A 20,182-nucleotide genomic window follows, 5' to 3' on the forward strand; every position below is an offset into this window, starting at 1 on the left:
GTGAGCACCCGCGCGACCGGCCTCGATTACCATGACCGCCCCCACCGCTTCAACCGCCGAACCCCCCACAGCTTCACGCGGTTTACCCCACCGTTCCCTATATCCCCTGCCGTCACTTCGACGCGAAGATGACCGACATGTGCGACCGCCCGATCAGCGGTGACACCCCCGCCGATGCGGAACGCCCCATGCCGCTGGACGACCGCGCCCGCCCCTCGGAGACCGCCTCGTCTCCCGGTGAGGATTCGGCACTCTCCACCCCGACCCCCTGAGGAGCCCCCATGGCATTGGGAATCATAGGCATCGTCACATCCTTGCTCCTGCTCGTCACCCTCGCCTACCGCGGCGTCCCCGTCATCCTCGCCGCTCCCCTCGCCTCGGTGGTCGCGGTGGTCTTCTCCGGGGCCCCGATCCTGGCCTCCTACACCGAGATCTTCATGCCGGCGATGGCCGGCTTCGTCGGTAGCTGGTTCCCCGTCTTCCTGTTCGGCGCGATCTTCGGTGTTCTGATGACCATCACCGGCTACGCGGAGAGCATCGCCCGCACCGTGACGAGGCTGGTGGGCTCCCGGAGCGCGATCGCGGCGACGATCGTCACCTCGGCCCTCATGACCTACGGGGGCATCAGCCTCTTCGTCGTGGCCTTCGTCATGTATCCGCTGGCCCGCGAGCTCTTCCGGGTCGCCGACATCCCCCGCCGCCTCATCCCCGCCACCATCGCCCTGGGGATCTTCACCTTCACGATGACCGCGCTGCCCGGCAGCCCGCAGGTGCAGAACATCATTCCGGGACAGTTCTTCGGCACGGGCCCCTTCGCCGGAGCCGGCATCGGGCTGGTGGGCGGCGCCCTCATCTTCGGTCTCGGCCTGCTGTGGCTCGAATACCGTCGCACGGCGCTGATCCGTAAGGGCGAGAGCTTCGACAGCCCCGAGAGCGCGCTTTCGACCGGTGGTTCATCCGACGAAACCGACGGGAAACAGCGGACCGCCACGCTCGAGCCGGCCAACCGCGTCGTTCCCTTCCTGCCGCTGATCACGGTCTTCGCCGTGAACTTCACGTGCACCCTGTTCCTCTTCCCGGCCCTCGACTGGTCCTACCTGGCGCAGGAGAAGTTCGGCGGGGTCGCCGCCGAAGAACGTCTCGGGCTGTGGGCCGTGCTGTCGGGCATCATCGCGGCGGTCCTCGTCCTGGTCGCCCTCAACCTCCGCCACCTCACCACGCTGTGGGCCGGCTTCGTCGACGGCGCCAAGCGGTCCATGCTGCCGATCTTCAGCACCGCCTCCGAGGTGGGCTACGGAGCGGTCGTCGCCTCGGTCGCCGCCTTCGCCGTCGTCCGCGACTCGGTCTTCGGCCTCGGCGCCGACGCCCTGTGGACCTCCGTCCTCTCCGTCTCCATCACCGCCGGTCTCACCGGCTCGTCCTCGGGCGGTATGACGATCGCGCTCAACGCGCTCGGCGACGACCTCCGGGCCCTGGCCGCGCAAGAGGACATCAGCATGGAGGCGATGCACCGGCTCACCGCCATGGCCGCCGGCGGCCTCGACACCCTGCCGCACTCCGGTGCCGTGGTGACCCTGCTCATCGTCTGCGGGCTCACCCACCGCCAGTCCTACAAGGACCTCGGTGTCGTGACCCTCGTGATCCCGGTCCTCGTGGTCGTCGCACTCGTGAGCCTCGTCTCCGTCGTCGGCTCCTTCTGAGCATCACTCCACCGACGGGCCGGGAATCCGCTTCTCGGCCCGTCGGCGTTCCGCCGGGCGGGGGCTCGAGACCACTGACCGGAAACGGCCAGGAAGCTCGTTCCGGTTCTCGTCCCGGAGCGTGACACCTCTCTCGTGAACCCCTCTCGCCCGAGGAGGGTCGGAACCGGGGAACACCCCCGAGAACCCGCAAGGATCCCCCATGTTCCCGAAGACCCGTCACGCGTTTCTGCCCCTCGCCCTCCTCCTTCCGCTGACCGCGTGCTCCGAACAGGTCGTCCTCGAACCCAGCGAGCACCTGGAATCCCTCCTGCTCCCCTCCTCCGACTACCCCGACGGCTTCGACGTGGAGACGATCGACCTGGACGAGATCGACGGTTCGGGCGGGGGCGGCACCGACTTCGACTCGATCGAACCCGCGGCCTGTGAGGAGGCCTTCGAGGACAGCCCCGCCGACGTCCCCGAGGAGGCGGCCGAGGGAGCGGGCCAGGTCGCCGTCTCCTCCGGTTCCTCGCCCACCTTCTACACCTACGTCCTGGTCTCCGGAGACTTCGACGAGACGCAGGACACCTCCGGCTACGAGGCGATGCTCTCCTCTTGTTCGACCATGACCGCGGTCAGCGACGGGATCACGCTGGAGGGCAGCATCCGCGGGACCTCCTTCCCCTCCCTCCCCGACCAGGGCGACGCCTTCACCATGGACCTGTCTGCCGACGGGCTCGACATGACCATGTGGACCGCCTGGGGGCAGGTCGCGGACGTGCACTTCGTCCTGATCGGCATGGACCTCGGTTCCTCCCCCGACGTGGACACCTCCACCCTGGCCCGGGAATGCTTCGACGACCGGCTGGACACCGAATGTCGGGATCGCCTGCTCCAAGAGGCCGCCGATGAGGCACGCTCCGCCCAAGAGGAGGAGTTCGACGAGGTCCTGGCCGCTGCGGTCGCCCTCCTCGAATCCGACGCCTGACCCTCCCGCCACACCCTGGGCCCTGAAGCGCGCTGAACGCGGTCCAGGGCCTCCAAGGTTCGCCGTCCTTCTTCAGGATGGATAATTCGCTTCATGAAGGCATATGTCGGAATCACCGATACGCGATGGTACGAGTTCCTGGCCGAAAGACCCCATCTGACCGAGATCAACTTCTGGCGCCCTTCCTCGAACACGTCCTTCAAACGCATAGGCACCGGAGACCTCTTCCTCTTCAAGAGCCGCTATCCGCACAATCGGATCGTGGGCGGTGCCGTGTTCAGCAGGTTCGCCCAGGTGCCGCTCTCCCAGGCCTGGGAGGCCTTCGGTGAGGGAAACGGCAGGGCCGGCCTGAACGAGCTGCGCCAGGCCCTCAACGCTTACCGGACCAAGGAGGGCAAGCCCGCCATCACCTCAGGCGAGGACCCCGTGATCGGCTGCCTCATGCTTCGGGACCCCGTCTTCTTCCCCGAGGGCCGAACCCTCGCCCCGCCTCCGGACTTCCCCGGCAACCTGGTCCAGGGCAAGGGCTACGACGACATCCTCCGTGGAGAGCATTCCTCGTACTTCACCGAGGCCGTCGACCGCATCCTGGCCGCCGACGACCGCTCCCCTCTCGACGACGAACCTCACGCCACCGCCACCTGGGCTCACACCGGCTCCACCAGAGGCGGCCACGCTCTCGTACGCAGACGGCTGGGGCAGGAGGCCTTCAAACTCGCCCTCGTCGACGCCTACCGGGGACGATGTGCCGTAACGGGCACCGACGTGCCCCCGACCCTGGAGGCGGCGCACATCCATCCGGTGGGCAAGGGAGGACTGCACCGCCTCGACAACGGACTACTGCTCCGAGCCGACGTGCACAAGCTCTTCGACGCCGGCTACCTGACGATCACCCCGGAGTCGAAGATCAGGGTGAGCCCTCTCCTCCGCTCCCACCACTTCTCCGCGGCCGAGTACTACACCTCGCTCGAAGGCGCGACCATCTCCCTGCCGAGCCGACGGGAAGACCACCCCAGCAAAGACGCCCTCTCCTGGCACGGAGAAAGAGTTTTTCTCGCACACTGATCCCACCGGAGAAACCGGGGCTCTCAGGCCTCTTCTGAAAACCGCAGAGGCCTGAAAAAGCCACCCTCACGACGCAATCCTCTGCCTCCGCATCCGTCTCACACCTCGTCGATCCTCGGGCCGGGGTGGTGACCTTCTCATCGCCCATCTGGTCTTTCAATGCGTGGACCGCAAGGAGATGAACTCCGACGAGTACGACTGGGAGGAGGCGGTGGCCCAAGCCGTTCCTCTGACCGCTCGAGTTCTACCGTGGCTCCTACACCATATGGACGCCGCCCACAGTTCCACCGCTCCGGCCTCCATCACCCGTATCCTTTCCGACCCGAAGCTCTGTCGTGATCTGGTCTCGCTCACACTCCGCGACCTCCGCTCCGGTTCGGAAGCGCCACCCATGTCCACGGATTACCGGGCGAAAGCCCATCAGCGGCCACGCAAGCCCCGGCGCCCCAACAGCGCGACCATTCTGTTGAACGCCGGTGAGCTGGGGCCCGGTACCCCCTTGGAATTCCGGCCGCTGAACAATACGGAGGAGGCCGCACTACGCGACTGGCTCACAGAGGATGATCGTAGGTCGAGGGCGACTTGGACGAACAATCGCCGGTACTCGCTGCTGTGGGAGTTCGACGGTAAGCATCACTCACCCAGTGGCCTGGTGATGACCATGTACGAGCTCGCCGGTTGGGAGGACTCCCCGGTCGCGGTCCAGGGTCCCGCACGGTGGTACATCGAAGGGGAACGTATGGACCGACGCGCCGAGCGCATCCTCGAGAAACTGGAGGAGGAGTAGGGGCACCGTTCCAGCTCAAGCAGGTGTGATCCCACAGTGCCCCTGTAACCCGACTGAAGCGGATAAGCCCTGCCCGGGGCGGCGAGCAGCGGGGCCCTACTGCCGACCGCCCCGGTTCACGCAATGCCCGCTTCCAGCAGAACGGGCTCGGCTTACCGTTCCAGGACACGTGCAGGTGATCCCTGACCCTGGTGCAGACCACGAAGAGTAGGCAGCGCACGCCCGCGTCGCTTCCTGTGACTGTGGTGTGGAGACATCGTGTTACGGATGCCTACGCAACTACCGTAACCAACACTTCCACGACCGGCTGCGCCGTGACGCGGCGATCGGCGCGTTGGAGGCTCTTCTGTGAGGTGTGACCGGGCGGCTCTCCCTCGGTGACGAGGGGCCCGATGAGACAGAACCGCCACGACGCCCACCTCCCCACGTCGGCCCGACAGACACTGAACGTGAGCGGTCGGGTCGGCCAGAGGGGGCGGATCGGTGGTGGGAGGGGGAGGCGGGGGTCTCTTCTAGGGGGTGGTGGCCGGGTTCGGCCGGCTCGAGGGTGGGATTCGTCGCGTGGTCGGCGGGGTGGGACGGGCTCTCGGCTGCGCCTGGTGGGGTTCAGGGTGTCCCGTGGGGTGGGGACTCCGGGTGTTCGGACAGATTTTCCTCTGCCATAATTTGGAATCATTCCAGAAAAGTGCTTCAATGGCGGCATGCGCCTGAGCGATGTCGAAGCGGCCCGGAGCGGCTTCGCCATGGCCTGGTGCCCCGCCAGCGGCGCGCGACGCCATGTCCTGGAGGTCCGGTCGGCCGGGGTCCCGTCATCGACGGGGCCGTGTCCTTCGGTGTCACGAGGCCCGACACCGATCGACCGTGCTTCCACCGCGGCACCGAACGCTTCCCGTCAAGGAACAAGGAACACATGTCCCACGACAACACCCAGCCTCTGACCACGGCGAACGGCGCCCCCGTCGCCAATAACCAGAACAGCCTCACCGCGGGTCCCCGCGGCCCGATGCTGCTTCAGGACCTGTGGTTCCTGGAGAAGCTCGCCCACTTCGACCGTGAGGTCATCCCCGAGCGTCGTATGCACGCCAAGGGTTCCGGTGCTTTCGGTACCTTCACCGTCACCAAGGACATCACCCAGTACACCAAGGCCGCGCTCTTCTCCGAGGTCGGCAAGCAGTCCGAGGTGTTCCTGCGCTTCTCCACCGTCGCCGGTGAGCGCGGCGCCGCCGATGCCGAGCGTGACATCCGCGGCTTCGCCCTGCGCTTCTACACCGAAGAGGGCAACTGGGACGTCGTCGGTAACAACACCCCGGTGTTCTTCTTCCGCGACCCGCTGAAGTTCCCCGACCTGAACCGCGCCGTCAAGCGCGACCCGCGCACCAACATGCGCTCCGCCGAGAACAACTGGGACTTCTGGACCAACCTCCCCGAGGCTCTGCACCAGGTCACCATCGTCATGTCGGACCGCGGCATCCCCGCGAGCTACCGTCACATGCACGGCTTCGGCTCGCACACCTTCTCGTTCGTGAACGCCGACAACGAGCGTTTCTGGGTCAAGTTCCACTTCCGGACCCAGCAGGGCATCAAGAACCTGACCGACCAGGAGGCCGCCGAGGTCATCGCCGAGGACCGCGAGTCCTCGCAGCGCGACCTCTACGACTCCATCGAGAACGGCGACTACCCGAAGTGGACGTTCTACGTCCAGATCATGCCCGAGGCGGACGCGGAGAACTACCGCTTCCACCCCTTCGACCTGACCAAGGTCTGGTCGAAGAAGGACTACCCGCTCATCGAGGTCGGCGAGTTCGAGCTGAACCGCAACCCGGAGAACTACCACGCCGACGTGGAGCAGGCCTCCTTCACCCCGGCCAACCTGGTGCCCGGCATCGGCGTCTCCCCCGACCGCATGCTCCAGGGTCGTCTGTTCTCCTACGGTGACGCCGCCCGTTACCGCCTGGGCGTCAACCACCACCAGATCCCGGTGAACTACCCGCGCGCCGCCAAGCTGGTCAACACCTACCACCGTGACGGTGTCATGCGTGTGGACGGCAACCAGGGTGGGGTCCCCGGCATCGAGCCGAACTCCTACGGTCGCTGGCAGGAGCAGCCCGCCTACGCCGAGCCGGCGCTGGGTGTGGGCTCGAACGCCGACCGGTTCGACTACCGCGAGGACGACGACAACTACTTCGAGCAGCCCGGTGACCTGTTCCGCTCGATGAGCGCCGAGCAGCAGCAGGTTCTGTTCGAGAACACCGCGCGTGCGATCGACGGCGCCTCCGACGCCACCATCGAGCGCCACATCGCCAACTGCACCAAGGCCGACCCGGCCTACGGTGAGGGCGTGCGCAAGGCCATCGAGGCCAACAAGGCCGGCAAGCTGTAACACCCGGTCTTCGGGCGCCGGGGCGGGCATCGCATACGATCCCGCCCCGATCCCCGCGAGTGAACCGACGCGAGCCGCCACGGTCCCCGACCGTGGCGGCTCGTCGTCGTCTCAGGGTCAGGGGAGCAGGTCGGAGCGGCCGAACATCTCGGCCGTGGCGCGGGCGCTGGGCGTGCCCGCGTCTAGGTCGGCTCCGGCGTCGACGAGGGCCTTGACGACGTCGTTCTCGCCCTTGAAGAGCGCGCCGGCCACCGGTGACTGGTCCCGGTCGTTGCGCAGGTCCACGTCGGCCCCCCGCTCGATCAGGGAGCCGACGGTGTCGTGGTGGCCGTGGTAGGCGGCGAGCATCAGCAGGGTGTTGCCGTTCTCGTCCTTGGCATCGATGGGAAGGCCGTGGTCGAGGAACTCCAGCAGTTCTCCGGTCTTGCCCTCCCTCGCCAGGTCCATCGCCAACGCGATGACACGGTTGCTCTGCTCCGGTGAGAGTGCGTTCATGGTCTCCATGCTAGAAGCCGAAGACCCCGGGACGTACTTCGTGTCCGGGTGTGTCCGGTTCATTCGCAGCAGCTACAGCACTGACAGCAGTTGCAACAGGTACAGCATTCGCAGTAGTCGCACCAGGATCTTCTGGGCTCGCCGGACCAGGGGCCGGGGTGGGGGTCCCTACAGCAGAACTGGCAGGTGCAGCACATGAGGAGCGCCGCGGCGCAGCCCATGAGCGGGCCTCTTCGGCGTGGCGGGGACTCCAGGGCGGGAGTCGAGCACGAGCAGCCGGAGCAGCATCCGCCCGACTCGTCGTGGCCCTTGTCGCGCCGACGGCCACCCCCTCCTGTGTGGCCGGGCCCGCCGCCGTGTCCGTGGCCGCCGGGGGCACCATGGCCGTGTCCGTGGTGCGCGCCCGCCCCATGTCCCTGGTGAGGGCCGTGAGCGTGACCGGGGTGCCCTTGGGGATGTCCTTGGTGTCCGGGGCGCCCGTGCCGCCCCGGGTGGCCCTGGTGACCGGGGTGACCGTGGTATCCGGCGTGGGAGAAGGTGCGGTCGACGGCCTTGCCCAGTTCGGTCACCAGGAGTGCGCGCACCAACCGGTCGTCGGTGAACTCCGCCTCGTCCAAGGCCAGGGAGACGCCGAGGACCGCGTCGTCGCAGAGTTCACGGGCCCGGTCGAGGCCGGTACCGGTGGCTGTGAGCGGGTTCCAGGCCCCTTTCTCCAAGTCCTCCTTCCGGTCCTCGACGGCGTCCAGCAGGTGCGCGATCCTCCCGAACAGACGTCCCGCCTCGTGGAGGGCAGCGTGGTTGGACGGGCGGTCGGTGAGGATCGCGGTGTGCGCGAAGGCCTCCGCGGTGGCCTCCTCGGTGGGGGCGGTCACGGTCAGGACGTCGGTGCCCTCCCCGGCCTCGCGTTCCACTTCGCGTTGGCGGTCGACGACGAGGGCCAGGGCGGCTCCATCGAAACCGAGCCCCTCCCCCGAGGTCCGGGCCCCCTGTTGCCACCGTCGGGCGACCCGGCCCGCGACGGCGCGGACCCCGGGCCTGGCGAAGGCCCCGTCGCCGTCCTCGATGTGGTCTCTGACCTTGGCCGAGGCGAGCATCAAGGAGACCGTCGCGGCCAGGTCCGCTCCGGAGCCCTCCGCGACCCTCGCCGACCGCATGCCGCGCAGCGGGCAGGGACCGGCCATCCGGCTCCCGGACCGTTCCCGGGACTGGGCCGTGGCCAGGACCGACACCACCAGTCCGTCGTGGTTGGTGGCCATACGGGACATCTGGCCGTGCCCGTCGCGTAGGGCCAGGCACAGGCCGCAGAGGTGGGACATCCACTCCTCGGCCAACCCATCGCTCAGGCTGTGGCGACAGGGCCGCAGGATTCCGAACACGATCGTTCCCCTCGTTCTCGTTCCGCTCTCGAGGCGGACTCCGGCAACGGGGTTCGACTCACACGGAGCCCGGTCGGTTCCGACCTTCTTCTAGTGCGTGGAACCGGCCTCCGCGAGGGTCGTCTCGCCCCGGAATCATGCTGTGACCAGCGGTGACGAGAGTTGTCCACAGGCCTTCAGCACGCCGGACAGATCTGGTCCATCCTTGAGGGGAAGCCTGTTCCCACACCCCCTGTGAGCGGCGATGATCACCACGTTCTTTCCCTCGGACCTCGACCTCTCCCGTTTGGAACGCTCCGCCCTCGAACGAGCCGAACGTCTGGACCTTCCGTGCACGGCGGAGGGCCCCCGGCCGTCGACCGACCGTCTGCTCGTGGACCACCTACGGCACGAGTACACCGACTACGACCTGGATCGGAGCGCGGCACGATATCGGGCCGCCTGCGAGGCGATAGGACGCCGCTTCCCCCGTCTGCGCGAGGAGTGCGAGCGCCAGATCGCCCGACGGAGGGTCCGGGAGGGGGAAGAGCGGATACCGCACGCGCTGTTCGAGGCGGAGCGTGAACGGGAGCGGGAGCGGCGCCGTGCCCTGGTGGCCGCCTCCCACGAGATGATCCGGACTCTGCGCCTCGGGCAGCGGGTGCGGTTCAAGGCGGGACGGTACCGGTACACCGGTGTGATCCTCGCGTTGGGTCGCTCCAGGGCGACGGTGGCCTACCGTGTCGCCTCCGGACGTGACCGTGATCGGGTGCGACTTCTGCACGCCGCCCTGCTCACACCGGTGGAGGACGACGGACCGGAGAAGGGCAGCCCGACCGACCCCGCCCCCTCGGAGCAGCGGTGGGTCCCTCCCCGGCCCGACGGCCGCCATGTGCCGCGCTCCTCGCCGAGGCTCCGGCAGGACGTTCCACCGTCGAGGTGCGGGGGCGCACTCTCCGCTCGGCGAGGGTACGGACAGGCACATCCTCCTTCGAAGCCTCGGATCACGATGAGGGGAGCCGGCCGAACGCCCCAGGGCAGGGGGCCGACACGGTCGCCCGCGTCCCGAGGTCGAGGATTCTCCCGGACCGGGCCCGCTACCTCCGCACACGACCGGCGTCTGCGAGAAGAGGCCGTCCGTCGAGCCCTCGACCCTCCGGGCTTCCCTGTAGCGGGGTCGCGGACCGCCCACGAGTCGGTACCGCCGGACCTCCCCGGCTCAGAGGGGAAGACCGGGGATCATACCGAGCAGACCGAGCACCCCGCCCTCGACGCGGGCCCCGACCTCCACTCCGATGGCGAGGGCCGCCGCCAGAAGCAGGAGAAGGAACAGAATCCTGAGCGCTCCTCTCCGGCGGGGGCGCGCGGGCTCCTCGTCGGCGTCGGTCTCGATCCAGGAACGGTCCAGGCGGGCGTTCTCTCGGCGCAGCTCCTGCACCTCGACGTGGTAGTGGTCGCGTTCGGACCGCACCCGGTCGAGTTCGGAGCGCTCGGCCCTGACCGCCGCGTGGACGTCGGCCACGTCGGTCCGGGCACCTTCCGGGCCTCGACGACGATGCCAACGCTCCAGGCGCGCCAAGGGCAGGTCGATGTAGTGCGTGGGCCAGTTGTCGTCAGGATCGGTGTGGTCCTCGTCGACCTCGGGGGCCGTCTCGGCCTCGTAGTTCGGCGGTGCCTCCTCGTCTCTGATGAACGGGAGTGCCGGGGCCTCGTCGGGGTCACGGGAGGAGGCCGGCGCCGAAAGGGCCGGGGGCGTCCCCCTCTCGGCCGATGCGTCGGACAGGGGCGAGGAGGCTTCCGGATCCGCTACGAACTCGAAGAGAGGGGATTCCCGGCCGTGGGACGAGAACCCGGACTCCGGGTCGAGCCCGGGTTCCGAGTCGCTCGGGGCCGTTGTGTCGGCGAAGGTCCCCGAAAGCGTGGCCTCACCGCCCTCGCCCGAGCGCTCGGATCCCGAACCGGGGACGGAGGGCTCGAGGCTGGAGGCTCTCGTTGGCACCGTGTCATCGGAGGTCCCGGAGAGCGTGGTCTCCGGGACATGGGCCGGGATCTCGGGGTCCGGGTCGAGCACGGAAGGCTCAGGGTCCGGGCCACTCGGGGACGTCGTACCTGCGAAGGCTTCGGAAGGGTCCTTCCCCCGATCGCGGTAGGAGGGTCCGAGATCCGGGGCTCTCGAGGATGTCGCACCGGTGGAGAGCTCGGAGGAGGGGGTCGCCCCGCCATGGGCCGGGGCCTCGGGGTCCGGGTCGAGCACGGAAGGCCCGGGTTCCGAGCCGCTCGAGGTCGTTGTGTCCGTGGAGGGTTCCGGGGACGGAGCCTCGATCCTCGACGTGCGAGCGGCGGGTTCGGGTTCCGGGCCGCGGAACACGAAGGCGGGGGCGGCCCCTCGGGGCGGTGTCGTGGGATCCGATTCGTCCGCGACGGGTTCGGAGAACGGGGCGCCCACGTTCCCCACCGGTTCGGAGGATGCGGACGCGGGCTCGGGGGTCGCGGGCTCCGTGGCCCGGCCGGTGTTCGTCGGGGTCGGGGAAGCGATCGAAGTCCCGGGGGCCGTGCCTCGGGTGGTCGTGGCGGGGTTCGAACGCTCGTTCCTCGAAGCGGGCGGGAAGGACTCGAGATCCGGTTCGTCGAACCCGGGCAGGGGCGTGGCCTCGAGGTCGAGGGAGGGATCCTCCGTCTCCTCCCCCGCGTCCTCGTCGCTCTCCGTTCCGGACGTCCCCTCGCCCCTCACCCTCCGGGGGCCGGGTACGGCGGGTTCCTCTTCTCCCGTCGGCACGCCCTCGGTTCGGAAGGGCCTCTTCCCTATGGGGAACTCGCGTTCGTGGGGTTCCTCCTCCGTATCGGCGAAGGGGTCGGGGGCCTCCCGGAGTTCCCCGCCGGGCGTCTCCGGAAGGGGCTCGACCCGCTCCGAAGCGGTCCGGCTCCTCGGAACCGATTCCGTCGACGCGCTCTCCTCACCCTCCGGGGCCTCGAAGGACGGTCGAGCCGGGGCGTCCCTCTCCTCGTCGTGCCCTTCCGAGGGGGAGGTCTCCAGCACGGGAGGTTCGGCGACGGCGGTCTCCGTGTCCTCCTCCCCTGTCCGGGGCCTCTCGTCCGGCACGGCGTTCGGCGGCTCCCCCGGCCCGGGTCGGGGATCGAGCCAGTCCTGGATCAGCTCGAGCCGGTCGGCGAAGGTACCGGCCCCGGGCACGCCCCGGGCGTTCAGGTGCTCGGTGAGGGCGTCGCCCCCTTCCTCACGCAGGATCGTGACCAGGGCGTCGGCGATCTTGAGGTGTTCGAGGGGCGCCGGGGACAGGAAAGGGCCACGACCGGCGGCGTTCTCGACGGGCGGGCCGAAGGCCAGGTGCGGCCCGTCCTCACCGCCCAGCACCGGTTCGTAGGTGGAGAAGGACCAGTTCCAGGCAGCCGCGGGGATCGCGGAGGGCGGGGTCAGGACGTCGTGCAGGATGCGGTGCATGCCCCACAGGAAACGCAGTTGGACGGCCTGCCACAGGTCGGCGCGCTCGGGCTCCAGCATGAGGTGGACGGGCCGGTCCGGGTGGGCCAGGGCTCGGGCGACGGCCCCGATGAGGATGGGCTCGTCACCGATCCTGGTCTCGGCGGCACGTCGGTCGCGGCTGCGGACCGCGCCCGGGGCCGCGGTGAGTTCCCAGGGTTCGGGGGCCCGCAGGGCACGCATGGTCGCCCAGCCCGGGGAGGGCGGCCTGCTGTCGGCCGGGCGCGTATTGGGGTTCTCGTGCAGGGCGAGAACGCGCGGAAGGGTCAGCCCGCGGGAGGGCCCGACGATCGCCCAGGCGTGGGCACGGCGGACATCGCCCGGCCAGCGGTAGACCAGCGCGCTACGACCATCGGGATAGTGCCGGGCCCACAGGGTCTCCGGATACGCGGAGGGCGCGGTATCGGCGAGGGCGGACCGATAGTCGGCCGTGAGAGCAGGCAGGAGCCGGTCGCGCCAGGACCTCAGGGCGGGTCGATCGTCGGCGGTCAGCGAGGTGGCGGCCGGTCCGGGACCGTTGTGGCCGAGGAGGGTGGGTTCGGCCCAGGCGAAGTGGATCTGGTGGTGGTCACCGGACCGCACCGCCGACCACTCGTCCGGCGCCATTGTGCTCTCGGGCAAGTGACCCCTCCCACGGGTTCGCGAACCATCCGGTGTGCCCGGCCACCGGGGCCGCGCGCTTCCTTAGGGAAGGTATCCGGCGGAAGCGACGAGAAACAGCGGAAGCGGCGTTATACGAGGATTTATGAGCTTTGCGAAGAAAGGAGGGTTCCATCGGAACGGCACCGGTTTCGGGAGGGGCTACGCGGCGCTGCCGTCGATGGCGCCCACCACCGCGGCGGTGAGATCGTCGATGATCTGCTCCTCCTCGACCTCGGGGTGCTCCAGCCACCACTCCCCGGCGGCCTGCACCATGCCGACGATGGCGTGCGCGGCTATCTGGGCGCGCGGACGCTGCTCGACGCGCCGTTCGGTGATGAGCAGGTCGGCGAGCTCCTCACCCAGGCGACGGACCATGAGTCCCAGGTCGCTCCGTGTCCGTACGTCCTCGGAGGTGGCCCTGTCCATGAGGAAGCGGTACAGGTTGAGGTTCTGGGAGATCATCGACAGGTAGGCCCCGACCGTGGCCCTGGCACGCACCTCGAACTCGGTGTGCTGGTGCAGTTCGGCGCGGATGCGTTCGATCAACGGGTCGACGTGGCGTTGGGCCAGGGCCTGATAGAGACCGCTCTTATCGCCGAAGTGCCGGTAGAGGATGGGTTTGCTGATCCCGGCCTCGGTCGCGATGGCGACCATGGAGGCCTCGTGACCGTCGCGCTGGATCACCCGGTCGGCGGCGTCCAGGATGGCCCGCCGCCGTTCGGGGTCGCGTCCACGAGGGTGACGGCCCCCTCGGGAGCGCGCGGGGCGGGCTCCGTCGGAGCGCTCGGGGGAGGCGGACCCGGCGGTCACACCGGCTCCGTTCGAGGGGTCGTCGTCACTGAACACGTCCATCGGTCGTCTTCGAAGGCCACAAGGGTCCACCGTAGCGGTTCGGCCGTCTCAGGACCGCAGAGTGATCCAGGTGGCCTCGGCCATGGCGAGCCGTCGACCCTCCTCGTCGTACAGGGCGCTGGAGGTACGCACCTTGCGTCCCTCCACGGACTCCAGTCGGCCCATGACCACCGGGGTGGTGCCCACCTTCGGCGCGCTCAGGACCCGGGCGGTGAAGCGACCCAGGACGATCGGGCGACCGTTGATGTCGTGAGACCAGCCGCCGGGGCAGTCCAGAGCCGCCCAGACCTGGGCGAAGGCGGCGGACCCCGTTCCGTCGTCCACGGCCGGGAGGACGTTCCACGTGCAGGCGACGGTGTTGCCCACGTTGTCGGGCCCCTCGCCCGGGCGGACCCGACCGGCGAAGAGACGCAGCCCTTCGCCCTCGGCCCGCTCGGGACCGCAGCTGTAGCAGCGAGGGAAGGGGTGCTCCACCAGACCGGGGTAGAGGTCGCGGGCCTTCTCCGCCTCCTCTACGGAGACGGGGCCTCCGGGGATCGGGGCGAGGTCCCGGGCTTCGACACGGGTCGCCTCGGCGACCAGCCGCGCCCGATCCTCCGGATCCTCGACGGAGGGGTCGATCAGGCGCAGCCCGTCCTGTCCCAGGGTCTCCACCGCCAGCGGACGGTCCAGGGGAGGCGGGGTCCGCAGGGTGACCTGGACCGCGTCTCCGCCCACCGAGGTCAGCCGCTCGGCGAGGAGGCCGGCGCTGTAACCACCGTTTCCGGAACCGTCGGGACCGTTGAAGGCCGCTGGGATGGTGATCGTGGGGGCGTCGTTGCCTGGTGTCATGGGCCACAGGGTAGTGACCGGCCGCGGAGTGCCCCGCTCCCGGGGTCAGTCCACGAGCCCCATGTCCTCGGGCCAGTCGGCGAGCAGTTCGAAGTCCTTCTCCCAGAGGCCGATCGCCGGGTCGACCGGGTGCAGAAGGGCGTCGGAGAGATGGTTGCGCCGGACCCAGGTGATGTCGCGGGCGGTGATCCCGTCGTCGACCCAGGCGAAGGGGCGGCCCGCGGCGTACTCCACGAGCCTTCGGGTCTTGAAGAACAGCCCTGGGGCGAACCGGTCCACGTGGGGGAACGCGACGACGGGGAGCTCGGGCAGGCCCAGGAGGGGACCGATCATCGTGTTGGCGTCCTCCTCCCAGGTGGTGGCCCAGACCAGGTCGTAGGGCAGGGCCAGCAGTGCCTCACCGTGGTGCGGGTTCAGCCGTACCCGCAAGGGGCGGGCGGGCGGCTCCCAGCCGGTCGGACGCATCGGGTGGGCGACGTAGGAGTCCGGAAGGTCGGCGTGTTCGGCCCGGAAGGGGTTGAGGGGACCGTCGACGTCGAGGAAGAGCAGGGGGCGGGGCATGGCTGACTCCAGTGGATGCTCGCGGTGGGCGTTTCCGATGAGGGCCCTTTCGGGTTCGGTCGTGCGGGGGTGGGCCGTTTCGGGCAGGGGTACGGGGCCGACGGGTGTCTCCATGTTCTTTTCCCGTCCGGGCGCGCCCGGACCGGCCGATCGGCTCGCCGGCGGTACGGGCGCGGGCGCGTTCTCGGACCACGTGTGGTGGCGGAACGGTTCGCGGGCGTTCGGGGGTTCCCCTCTCAGGACGCCTCAGGCGTCCCCGTCCATGCCACGGTATGCGGGTCCTCCCCGGATCGGGTGCCGTGCGCCCATGGTTCGACCACTCGTCATCGGCACGAAACCCCTTCGTGTTACCGTTGGTAACACATATAGATCGCCCCTCCTCCCCCGGAGGATCCAACGAAGGATGTACGCGTATGAGTGAGGCCACCGCCCCCGCCTTCAGCCTGGAACCGAGCGAAGACGTCCGCGACGTCCGGGACTGGGCCCACGGGTTCGCCGCCGACGTCATCCGCCCCGCCGCCGCCGAATGGGACGAGCGCGAGGAGACCCCCTGGCCGATCATCGAGGAGGCCGCCAAGATCGGCCTGTACTCCCTGGACTTCTTCGCCAACCAGTGGTTGGAGCCCACCGGCCTGGGCATCCCCGTCGCCTTCGAGGAGCTCTACTGGGGCGACCCTGGGATCGCCCTGTCCATCACCGGCACCGGGCTGGCCGCCGTGGCGGTCGCCTCCAACGGCACCCAGGACCAGCTCTTCGAGTGGGTCCCGCAGATGTTCGGCAGCCCCGAGGACGTCAAGCTCGGCGCCTTCTGCTCCTCCGAGCCCAACGCCGGTTCCGACGTCTCGGCCATCAAGACCCGCGCCGTCTACGACCAGGCCAAGGACGAGTGGGTCCTCAACGGAGTCAAGACCTGGGCGACCAACGGCGGCATCGCCAACGTGCACGTGATCGTCGCCTCGGTCGAGCCCGAGCTGGGCTCGCGCGGTCAGGCCTCCTTCATCGTGCCGCCCAACACCCCGGGCCTGTCCCAGGGGCAGAAGTTCCAGAAGCACGGCATCCGCGCCTCGCACACCGCCGAGGTCGTCCTGGACGACGTGCGGATCCCCGGTTCCTGCCTGCTGGGCGGCAAGGAGAAGCTCGACGAGCGGCTGGCCCGGGCCCGAGAGGGCAAGCGTTCCAAGGGTCAGGCCGCGATGAAGACCTTCGAGGCCTCACGCCCGAGCGTCGGTGTCATGGCCGTCGGTTGCGCCCGCGCCGCCTACGAGTACGCCCGCGACTACGCCAAGCAGCGGGAGCAGTTCGGCAGGCCGATCGGCGACAACCAGGGGGTGGCGTTCCTGCTCGCGGACATGGCCACCCGGATCGACGCGGCCCGGCTGCTGGTCTGGCGCGCGGCGTGGATGGCCCGCAACGGCAAGGACTTCACGAACGCGGAGGGCTCCATGAGCAAGCTCTACGCGTCCGAGACGGCCACCTTCGTCACCCAGAACGCCCTGCGCATCCTGGGCGGGAATGGCTACACCAGGGAATACCCCGTCGAGCGGTGGCACCGCGACGCCACGATCTTCACGATCTTCGAGGGCGCCAGCGAGATCCAGAAGCTCATCATCGGCCGCACCATCACCGGCCTGCCGATCCGCTGAGGTTTCCGCGGTTCACAGAGGCTTGAAGGGGTCGGCGCCCGTACGGCGCCGACCCCTTCGCGTGTCCTCAGTCCGCGCCGTGTCGTTCCAGGAAGGTGTAGACGTCGTGCTCGTCCACACCGGGGAAGGACCCGGAGGGCAGCGCCGACAGCACGTGCGAGTGGGCGCGGGCCGAGGGCCACACGTTGCCCTCCCACTTGCCGGCGAGTTCCGCGGGCGGACGCACGCAGCACTCGCCGCTGGGGCAGTTGGACTTGGTGCGGTTGGTGGTCTCCCGACCGCGGAACCAGCGCGACTCCTTGTAGGGCACCCCCAGGGTGATGGCGAAGTTGCGTTCGCGGCTGGGGTCGACGTGGGCCACGCACCAGTGGGTGCCGTTGGGTTTGTCGGTGTACTGGTAGTAGATCGAGTACCGGTCGGGTGACTGGAAGACCTGGCGTCCCGACCATTGGCGGCACATGCGCTGTCCTTCGATGGCGCCGGTGTCGTCCGTGGGGAAGACGAGGCCGTCGTTCTCGTAGGCCTTGTAGATGATGCCGGTCTCGTCGTTGCGGATGAAGTGGCAGACCAGGTCCAGGTGACGGTGGGCCAGGTTGGTGAACCGGTGGGCGGCCATCTCGTAGGAGACGGAGTAGACGTCGCGCAGGTCCTCCACGGACAGGTCGCGGGCCTTCTTGGCCTCCTGGAGATAGGTGACGGCGGTGGTCTCGGGGATGAGCACGGCCGCGGCGAAGTAGTTGGCCTCCACCCGCTGACGCAGGAAGTCGCCGAAGTCCTCGGGGCGATTGTGTCCCAGGATCACGTGTCCCAGGGTCTGGAGGAGGATCGTGCGCGGGCTGTGCATGCCCAGGCTGGTCTCGCGCTTGAGGTAGATGCGCCGGTTGACGTGGTCGGTGAGGGAGCGGACGGAGCGGGGAAGGTCCTGCACGTACTTCAGGGAGAAGCCGTGGTGGGTGGCGATCGCGAGGATCTGCCCCTGGGAGAGGGGTCCCGCGCTGTAGTTGACCGCCCGGAGGGTCTCGGCGGCCGCGCTCTCTATGTGTTCGAAGTAGTTGCCGCGTTCGCGCATCTGGCGTCGCAGGTCGGCGTTGGCCCGGCGGGCCTCCTCCGGTGTGGCCGTGGGTTTGGCGTTGCGCCGCTTGAGTTCCTCGTAGAGACCGACGATGTGTTCGAGGACGTCGTTGGGGACCCGCTTGCCGACCTTCAGGTGCGGCAGATCGAGCTCTTGGTAGAGCGGGTCGCGCTGGGCCTCTTCGACGGAGATCTCCAGCTGGGCCCGGCGGCTCGGTGGCTGCTTGGACAGAAGTTCCTCGACCGAGACCCCCAGGGCCGTCGCCAGGGAGGTGAGGAGGGAGAGCTTGGGCTCGCGTTTCCCGTTCTCCAGGAGGGAGAGCTGGGAGGGCGCCCGCCCCACGCGTTCTCCCAGGTCGGAGAGGGTCATCCCGCGCGCTCGACGCAGATGACGAAGCCTCTGACCAAAGGTGACGAGATCTAGGTCACCCGTCAAAGACGGTATTTCTTCAGCACCAAAGTACGCCATGGCTTCATGATACGGAAAGATTCAGCGTTCTTCACACGATTTCCAGTGGAAAAGTCTTGGATCTTCCCCAAGAATCATAGTTACCGGCGGGGAACTTACCGCCCAGGGCTCACCCCCTGGCCCTGGTCAGGATCTCCCTCGACCGGTGCGAACACCTTGGGGACTACACGTAAGGCGGGAACGAACATGAGCACCAGCGCTCGTCGTCAGGAAGCCAGCGCCGCGCTCCAGCGTGACTGGGAGACCAACCCCCGCTGGGCGGGGATCGAGCGGACCTACTCCGCCGACGACGTGGTCAAGCTGCGCGGTTCGGTCACCGAGGAGCACACCCTGGCCCGGCGCGGTGCCGAGCGCCTGTGGGACCTGCTCCACACCGAGGACTACGTCAACAGCCTCGGCGCCCTGACCGGCAACCAGGCGGTCCAGCAGGTCCGCGCCGGCCTCAAGGCCATCTACCTCTCGGGGTGGCAGGTCGCGGCCGACGCGAACCTCTCCGGCAGCACCTACCCGGACCAGAGCCTCTACCCGGCCAACTCGGTCCCGGCCGTGGTCCGCCGGATCAACAACGCCCTTCTGCGCGCCGACCAGATCACCTGGGCCGAGGGCGACGACACCGCCCCCGAGTGGCTCGCTCCGATCGTGGCGGACGCCGAGGCCGGCTTCGGCGGCGTCCTCAACGCCTACGAGCTGATGAAGGGCATGATCGCCTCCGGCGCCGCCGGTGTGCACTGGGAGGACCAGCTCGCCTCCGAGAAGAAGTGCGGTCACCTGGGCGGCAAGGTCCTCATCCCGACCGGGCAGCACGTCAAGACCCTGAACTCCGCCCGTCTGGCGGCGGACGTCGCCGGGGTGCCCTCGCTGGTCATCGCGCGGACCGACGCCCAGGCCGCGACCCTGATCACCAGTGACATCGACGAGCGCGACCGCCCCTACATCACGGGCGAGCGCACCGCCGAGGGCTTCTACCGCTTCCGCAACGGCGTCGACGCCTGTGTCGCCCGCGGTCTGGCCTACGCGCCCCACTCGGACCTGCTCTGGATGGAGACCGCGACGCCGGACCTGGAGGTCGCCCGCAACTTCGCCGAGCGCATCAAGGCCGAGTACCCGGACCAGATGCTGGCCTACAACTGCTCGCCGTCCTTCAACTGGAAGCGTCACCTGGACGACTCCACCATCGCGAAGTTCCAGCGCGAACTGGGCCACATGGGCTACAAGTTCCAGTTCATCACTCTGGCGGGCTTCCACTCGTTGAACTACTCGATGTTCAACCTGGCCAAGGGCTACGCCAAGAACGGGATGACCTCGTACGTCGAGCTCCAGGAGGCCGAGTTCGCGGCGGAGGCCGAGGGCTACACCGCCACCCGCCACCAGCGCGAGGTCGGCACCGGCTACTTCGACGCCATCAGCACGACCATTTCCCCTGAGGCCAGCACCACGGCTCTCACCGGCTCCACCGAAGAAGACCAGTTCTCAGCGGCTCACTGACTCTGGCTCTTCGTTCCCCGGAGGCCGTCCCTCCCCGCTTTCGTGGCTGGGGCGGGGCGGGTCGGCCTCCACCCCCTGGCCGTCGGCCATGCGCGGTCCGTGTCACACACGCGCATGGCCGGCGGCCTTTTCGCGCCCTCGAAAGCGTCGCAATACATGGATCAATACATTTTCCATAGGCGACCACGGGAAGACATAGGGACGCCACTTTCCCGACTCGTGCTTTTTCCGAAGAGCCCGACTTCCCCGATACCCGCAATGACTAAACGGGATTTCCTGTCCGAATTCGGCCAGAAGCGATAACAGAGACCCCTGTTCACACCAAGGAAACATCAATACAGTGGTTCGCGCGTGGGTCACAGAACAATAACGCCCCGGCT

The 20,182-nt window shown here is 68.7% G+C and carries 15 protein-coding genes; 8 read left to right on the forward strand and 7 right to left on the reverse strand.

The features are described 5' to 3' along the window. The first annotated feature begins 137 nt into the window (after positions 1-137). From U9J66_RS05565 to U9J66_RS05590, 6 genes are all read left to right on the forward strand, one after another. On the forward strand, positions 138-272 hold the full coding sequence (locus U9J66_RS05565; RefSeq protein WP_014910456.1) for a hypothetical protein: 135 nt from the start codon (positions 138-140) through the stop codon (positions 270-272). A 9-nt stretch (positions 273-281) separates the two neighbouring features. Further along, complete coding sequence (locus tag U9J66_RS05570; protein WP_326337225.1) at positions 282-1,700, forward strand: GntP family permease; 1,419 nt, start codon at positions 282-284, stop codon at positions 1,698-1,700. Between the two features lie 202 nt (positions 1,701-1,902). Continuing rightward, on the forward strand, positions 1,903-2,670 hold the full coding sequence (locus U9J66_RS05575) for a hypothetical protein (RefSeq protein ID WP_326337226.1): 768 nt from the start codon (positions 1,903-1,905) through the stop codon (positions 2,668-2,670). Positions 2,671-2,763: 93 nt separating this feature from the next. Then, positions 2,764-3,735 carry an HNH endonuclease gene (locus tag U9J66_RS05580; RefSeq protein ID WP_326337227.1) on the forward strand — a complete coding sequence of 324 codons (972 nt, stop codon included), beginning with the start codon at positions 2,764-2,766 and terminating at the stop codon, positions 3,733-3,735. A 391-nt stretch (positions 3,736-4,126) separates the two neighbouring features. Then, positions 4,127-4,522, forward strand: a complete 396-nt coding sequence (locus U9J66_RS05585) for a hypothetical protein (protein ID WP_326337228.1) — start codon at positions 4,127-4,129, stop codon at positions 4,520-4,522. 910 nt (positions 4,523-5,432) lie between these two features. After that, positions 5,433-6,902, forward strand: a complete 1,470-nt coding sequence (locus U9J66_RS05590) for a catalase (protein ID WP_014912595.1) — start codon at positions 5,433-5,435, stop codon at positions 6,900-6,902. Between the two features lie 117 nt (positions 6,903-7,019). Here U9J66_RS05590 and U9J66_RS05595 read toward each other — a convergent pair whose 3' ends face one another. The 6 genes from U9J66_RS05595 to U9J66_RS05620 all read right to left on the reverse strand — a co-directional run bounded on the left by U9J66_RS05595 (position 7,020) and on the right by U9J66_RS05620 (position 15,248). After that, positions 7,020-7,397: an ankyrin repeat domain-containing protein gene (locus U9J66_RS05595; protein ID WP_014911563.1), complete on the reverse strand. Its 378-nt coding sequence runs from the start codon at positions 7,395-7,397 to the stop codon at positions 7,020-7,022. Between the two features lie 59 nt (positions 7,398-7,456). Further along, the gene (locus U9J66_RS05600; RefSeq protein ID WP_326337229.1) at positions 7,457-8,773 is read right to left on the reverse strand and encodes a DUF5685 family protein; all 1,317 of its coding nucleotides are present in this window, start codon (positions 8,771-8,773) and stop codon (positions 7,457-7,459) included. 1,198 nt (positions 8,774-9,971) lie between these two features. Beyond that, a complete protein-coding gene (locus U9J66_RS05605) occupies positions 9,972-12,869 on the reverse strand; it encodes a hypothetical protein (RefSeq protein WP_326337230.1) in 2,898 nt (965 codons plus the stop codon). Positions 12,870-13,049: 180 nt separating this feature from the next. Continuing rightward, positions 13,050-13,742, reverse strand: a complete 693-nt coding sequence (locus U9J66_RS05610) for a TetR/AcrR family transcriptional regulator (protein ID WP_042280829.1) — start codon at positions 13,740-13,742, stop codon at positions 13,050-13,052. A 48-nt stretch (positions 13,743-13,790) separates the two neighbouring features. Beyond that, on the reverse strand, positions 13,791-14,573 hold the full coding sequence (locus tag U9J66_RS05615) for a hypothetical protein (RefSeq protein ID WP_161111628.1): 783 nt from the start codon (positions 14,571-14,573) through the stop codon (positions 13,791-13,793). A gap of 45 nt (positions 14,574-14,618) precedes the next feature. Further along, positions 14,619-15,248 (reverse strand): hypothetical protein, encoded by a 630-nt coding sequence (locus U9J66_RS05620; RefSeq protein ID WP_014911265.1) that lies wholly within the window; start codon positions 15,246-15,248, stop codon positions 14,619-14,621. A gap of 299 nt (positions 15,249-15,547) precedes the next feature. Between U9J66_RS05620 and U9J66_RS05625 the strand changes: the two genes are divergently transcribed. Beyond that, positions 15,548-16,777 carry an acyl-CoA dehydrogenase family protein gene (locus tag U9J66_RS05625; RefSeq protein ID WP_017533918.1) on the forward strand — a complete coding sequence of 410 codons (1,230 nt, stop codon included), beginning with the start codon at positions 15,548-15,550 and terminating at the stop codon, positions 16,775-16,777. A 67-nt stretch (positions 16,778-16,844) separates the two neighbouring features. Here the strand turns inward: U9J66_RS05625 and U9J66_RS05630 are convergent, their stop codons facing one another. Further along, a complete protein-coding gene (locus U9J66_RS05630; protein ID WP_026124890.1) occupies positions 16,845-18,284 on the reverse strand; it encodes an XRE family transcriptional regulator in 1,440 nt (479 codons plus the stop codon). 219 nt (positions 18,285-18,503) lie between these two features. On the opposite strand from U9J66_RS05630, the gene aceA reads away from it, so the two are divergent. Continuing rightward, positions 18,504-19,802, forward strand: coding sequence for an isocitrate lyase (gene aceA / locus U9J66_RS05635; protein WP_014910696.1), 1,299 nt, complete (start codon positions 18,504-18,506; stop codon positions 19,800-19,802). Positions 19,803-20,182 lie beyond the last annotated feature (380 nt).

Origin of the sequence: Nocardiopsis sp. LDBS1602, from assembly GCF_035818715.1 — a bacterium.
GTDB lineage: Bacteria > Actinomycetota > Actinomycetes > Streptosporangiales > Streptosporangiaceae > Nocardiopsis > Nocardiopsis alba.

Excerpts from the sequence above, each read along its gene's own strand:
- U9J66_RS05565 (WP_014910456.1), top strand. The coding sequence starts at position 138 with ATGTGCGACCGCCCGATCAGCGGTGACACCCCCGCCGATGCGGAACGC.
- U9J66_RS05570 (WP_326337225.1), top strand. The coding sequence starts at position 282 with ATGGCATTGGGAATCATAGGCATCGTCACATCCTTGCTCCTGCTCGTC.
- U9J66_RS05575 (WP_326337226.1), top strand. The coding sequence starts at position 1,903 with ATGTTCCCGAAGACCCGTCACGCGTTTCTGCCCCTCGCCCTCCTCCTT.
- U9J66_RS05580 (WP_326337227.1), top strand. The coding sequence starts at position 2,764 with ATGAAGGCATATGTCGGAATCACCGATACGCGATGGTACGAGTTCCTG.
- U9J66_RS05585 (WP_326337228.1), top strand. The coding sequence starts at position 4,127 with ATGTCCACGGATTACCGGGCGAAAGCCCATCAGCGGCCACGCAAGCCC.
- U9J66_RS05590 (WP_014912595.1), top strand. The coding sequence starts at position 5,433 with ATGTCCCACGACAACACCCAGCCTCTGACCACGGCGAACGGCGCCCCC.
- U9J66_RS05595 (WP_014911563.1), bottom strand. The coding sequence starts at position 7,397 with ATGAACGCACTCTCACCGGAGCAGAGCAACCGTGTCATCGCGTTGGCG.
- U9J66_RS05610 (WP_042280829.1), bottom strand. The coding sequence starts at position 13,742 with ATGGACGTGTTCAGTGACGACGACCCCTCGAACGGAGCCGGTGTGACC.
- U9J66_RS05615 (WP_161111628.1), bottom strand. The coding sequence starts at position 14,573 with ATGACACCAGGCAACGACGCCCCCACGATCACCATCCCAGCGGCCTTC.
- U9J66_RS05620 (WP_014911265.1), bottom strand. The coding sequence starts at position 15,248 with ATGGAGACACCCGTCGGCCCCGTACCCCTGCCCGAAACGGCCCACCCC.
- U9J66_RS05625 (WP_017533918.1), top strand. The coding sequence starts at position 15,548 with ATGAGTGAGGCCACCGCCCCCGCCTTCAGCCTGGAACCGAGCGAAGAC.
- aceA (WP_014910696.1), top strand. The coding sequence starts at position 18,504 with ATGAGCACCAGCGCTCGTCGTCAGGAAGCCAGCGCCGCGCTCCAGCGT.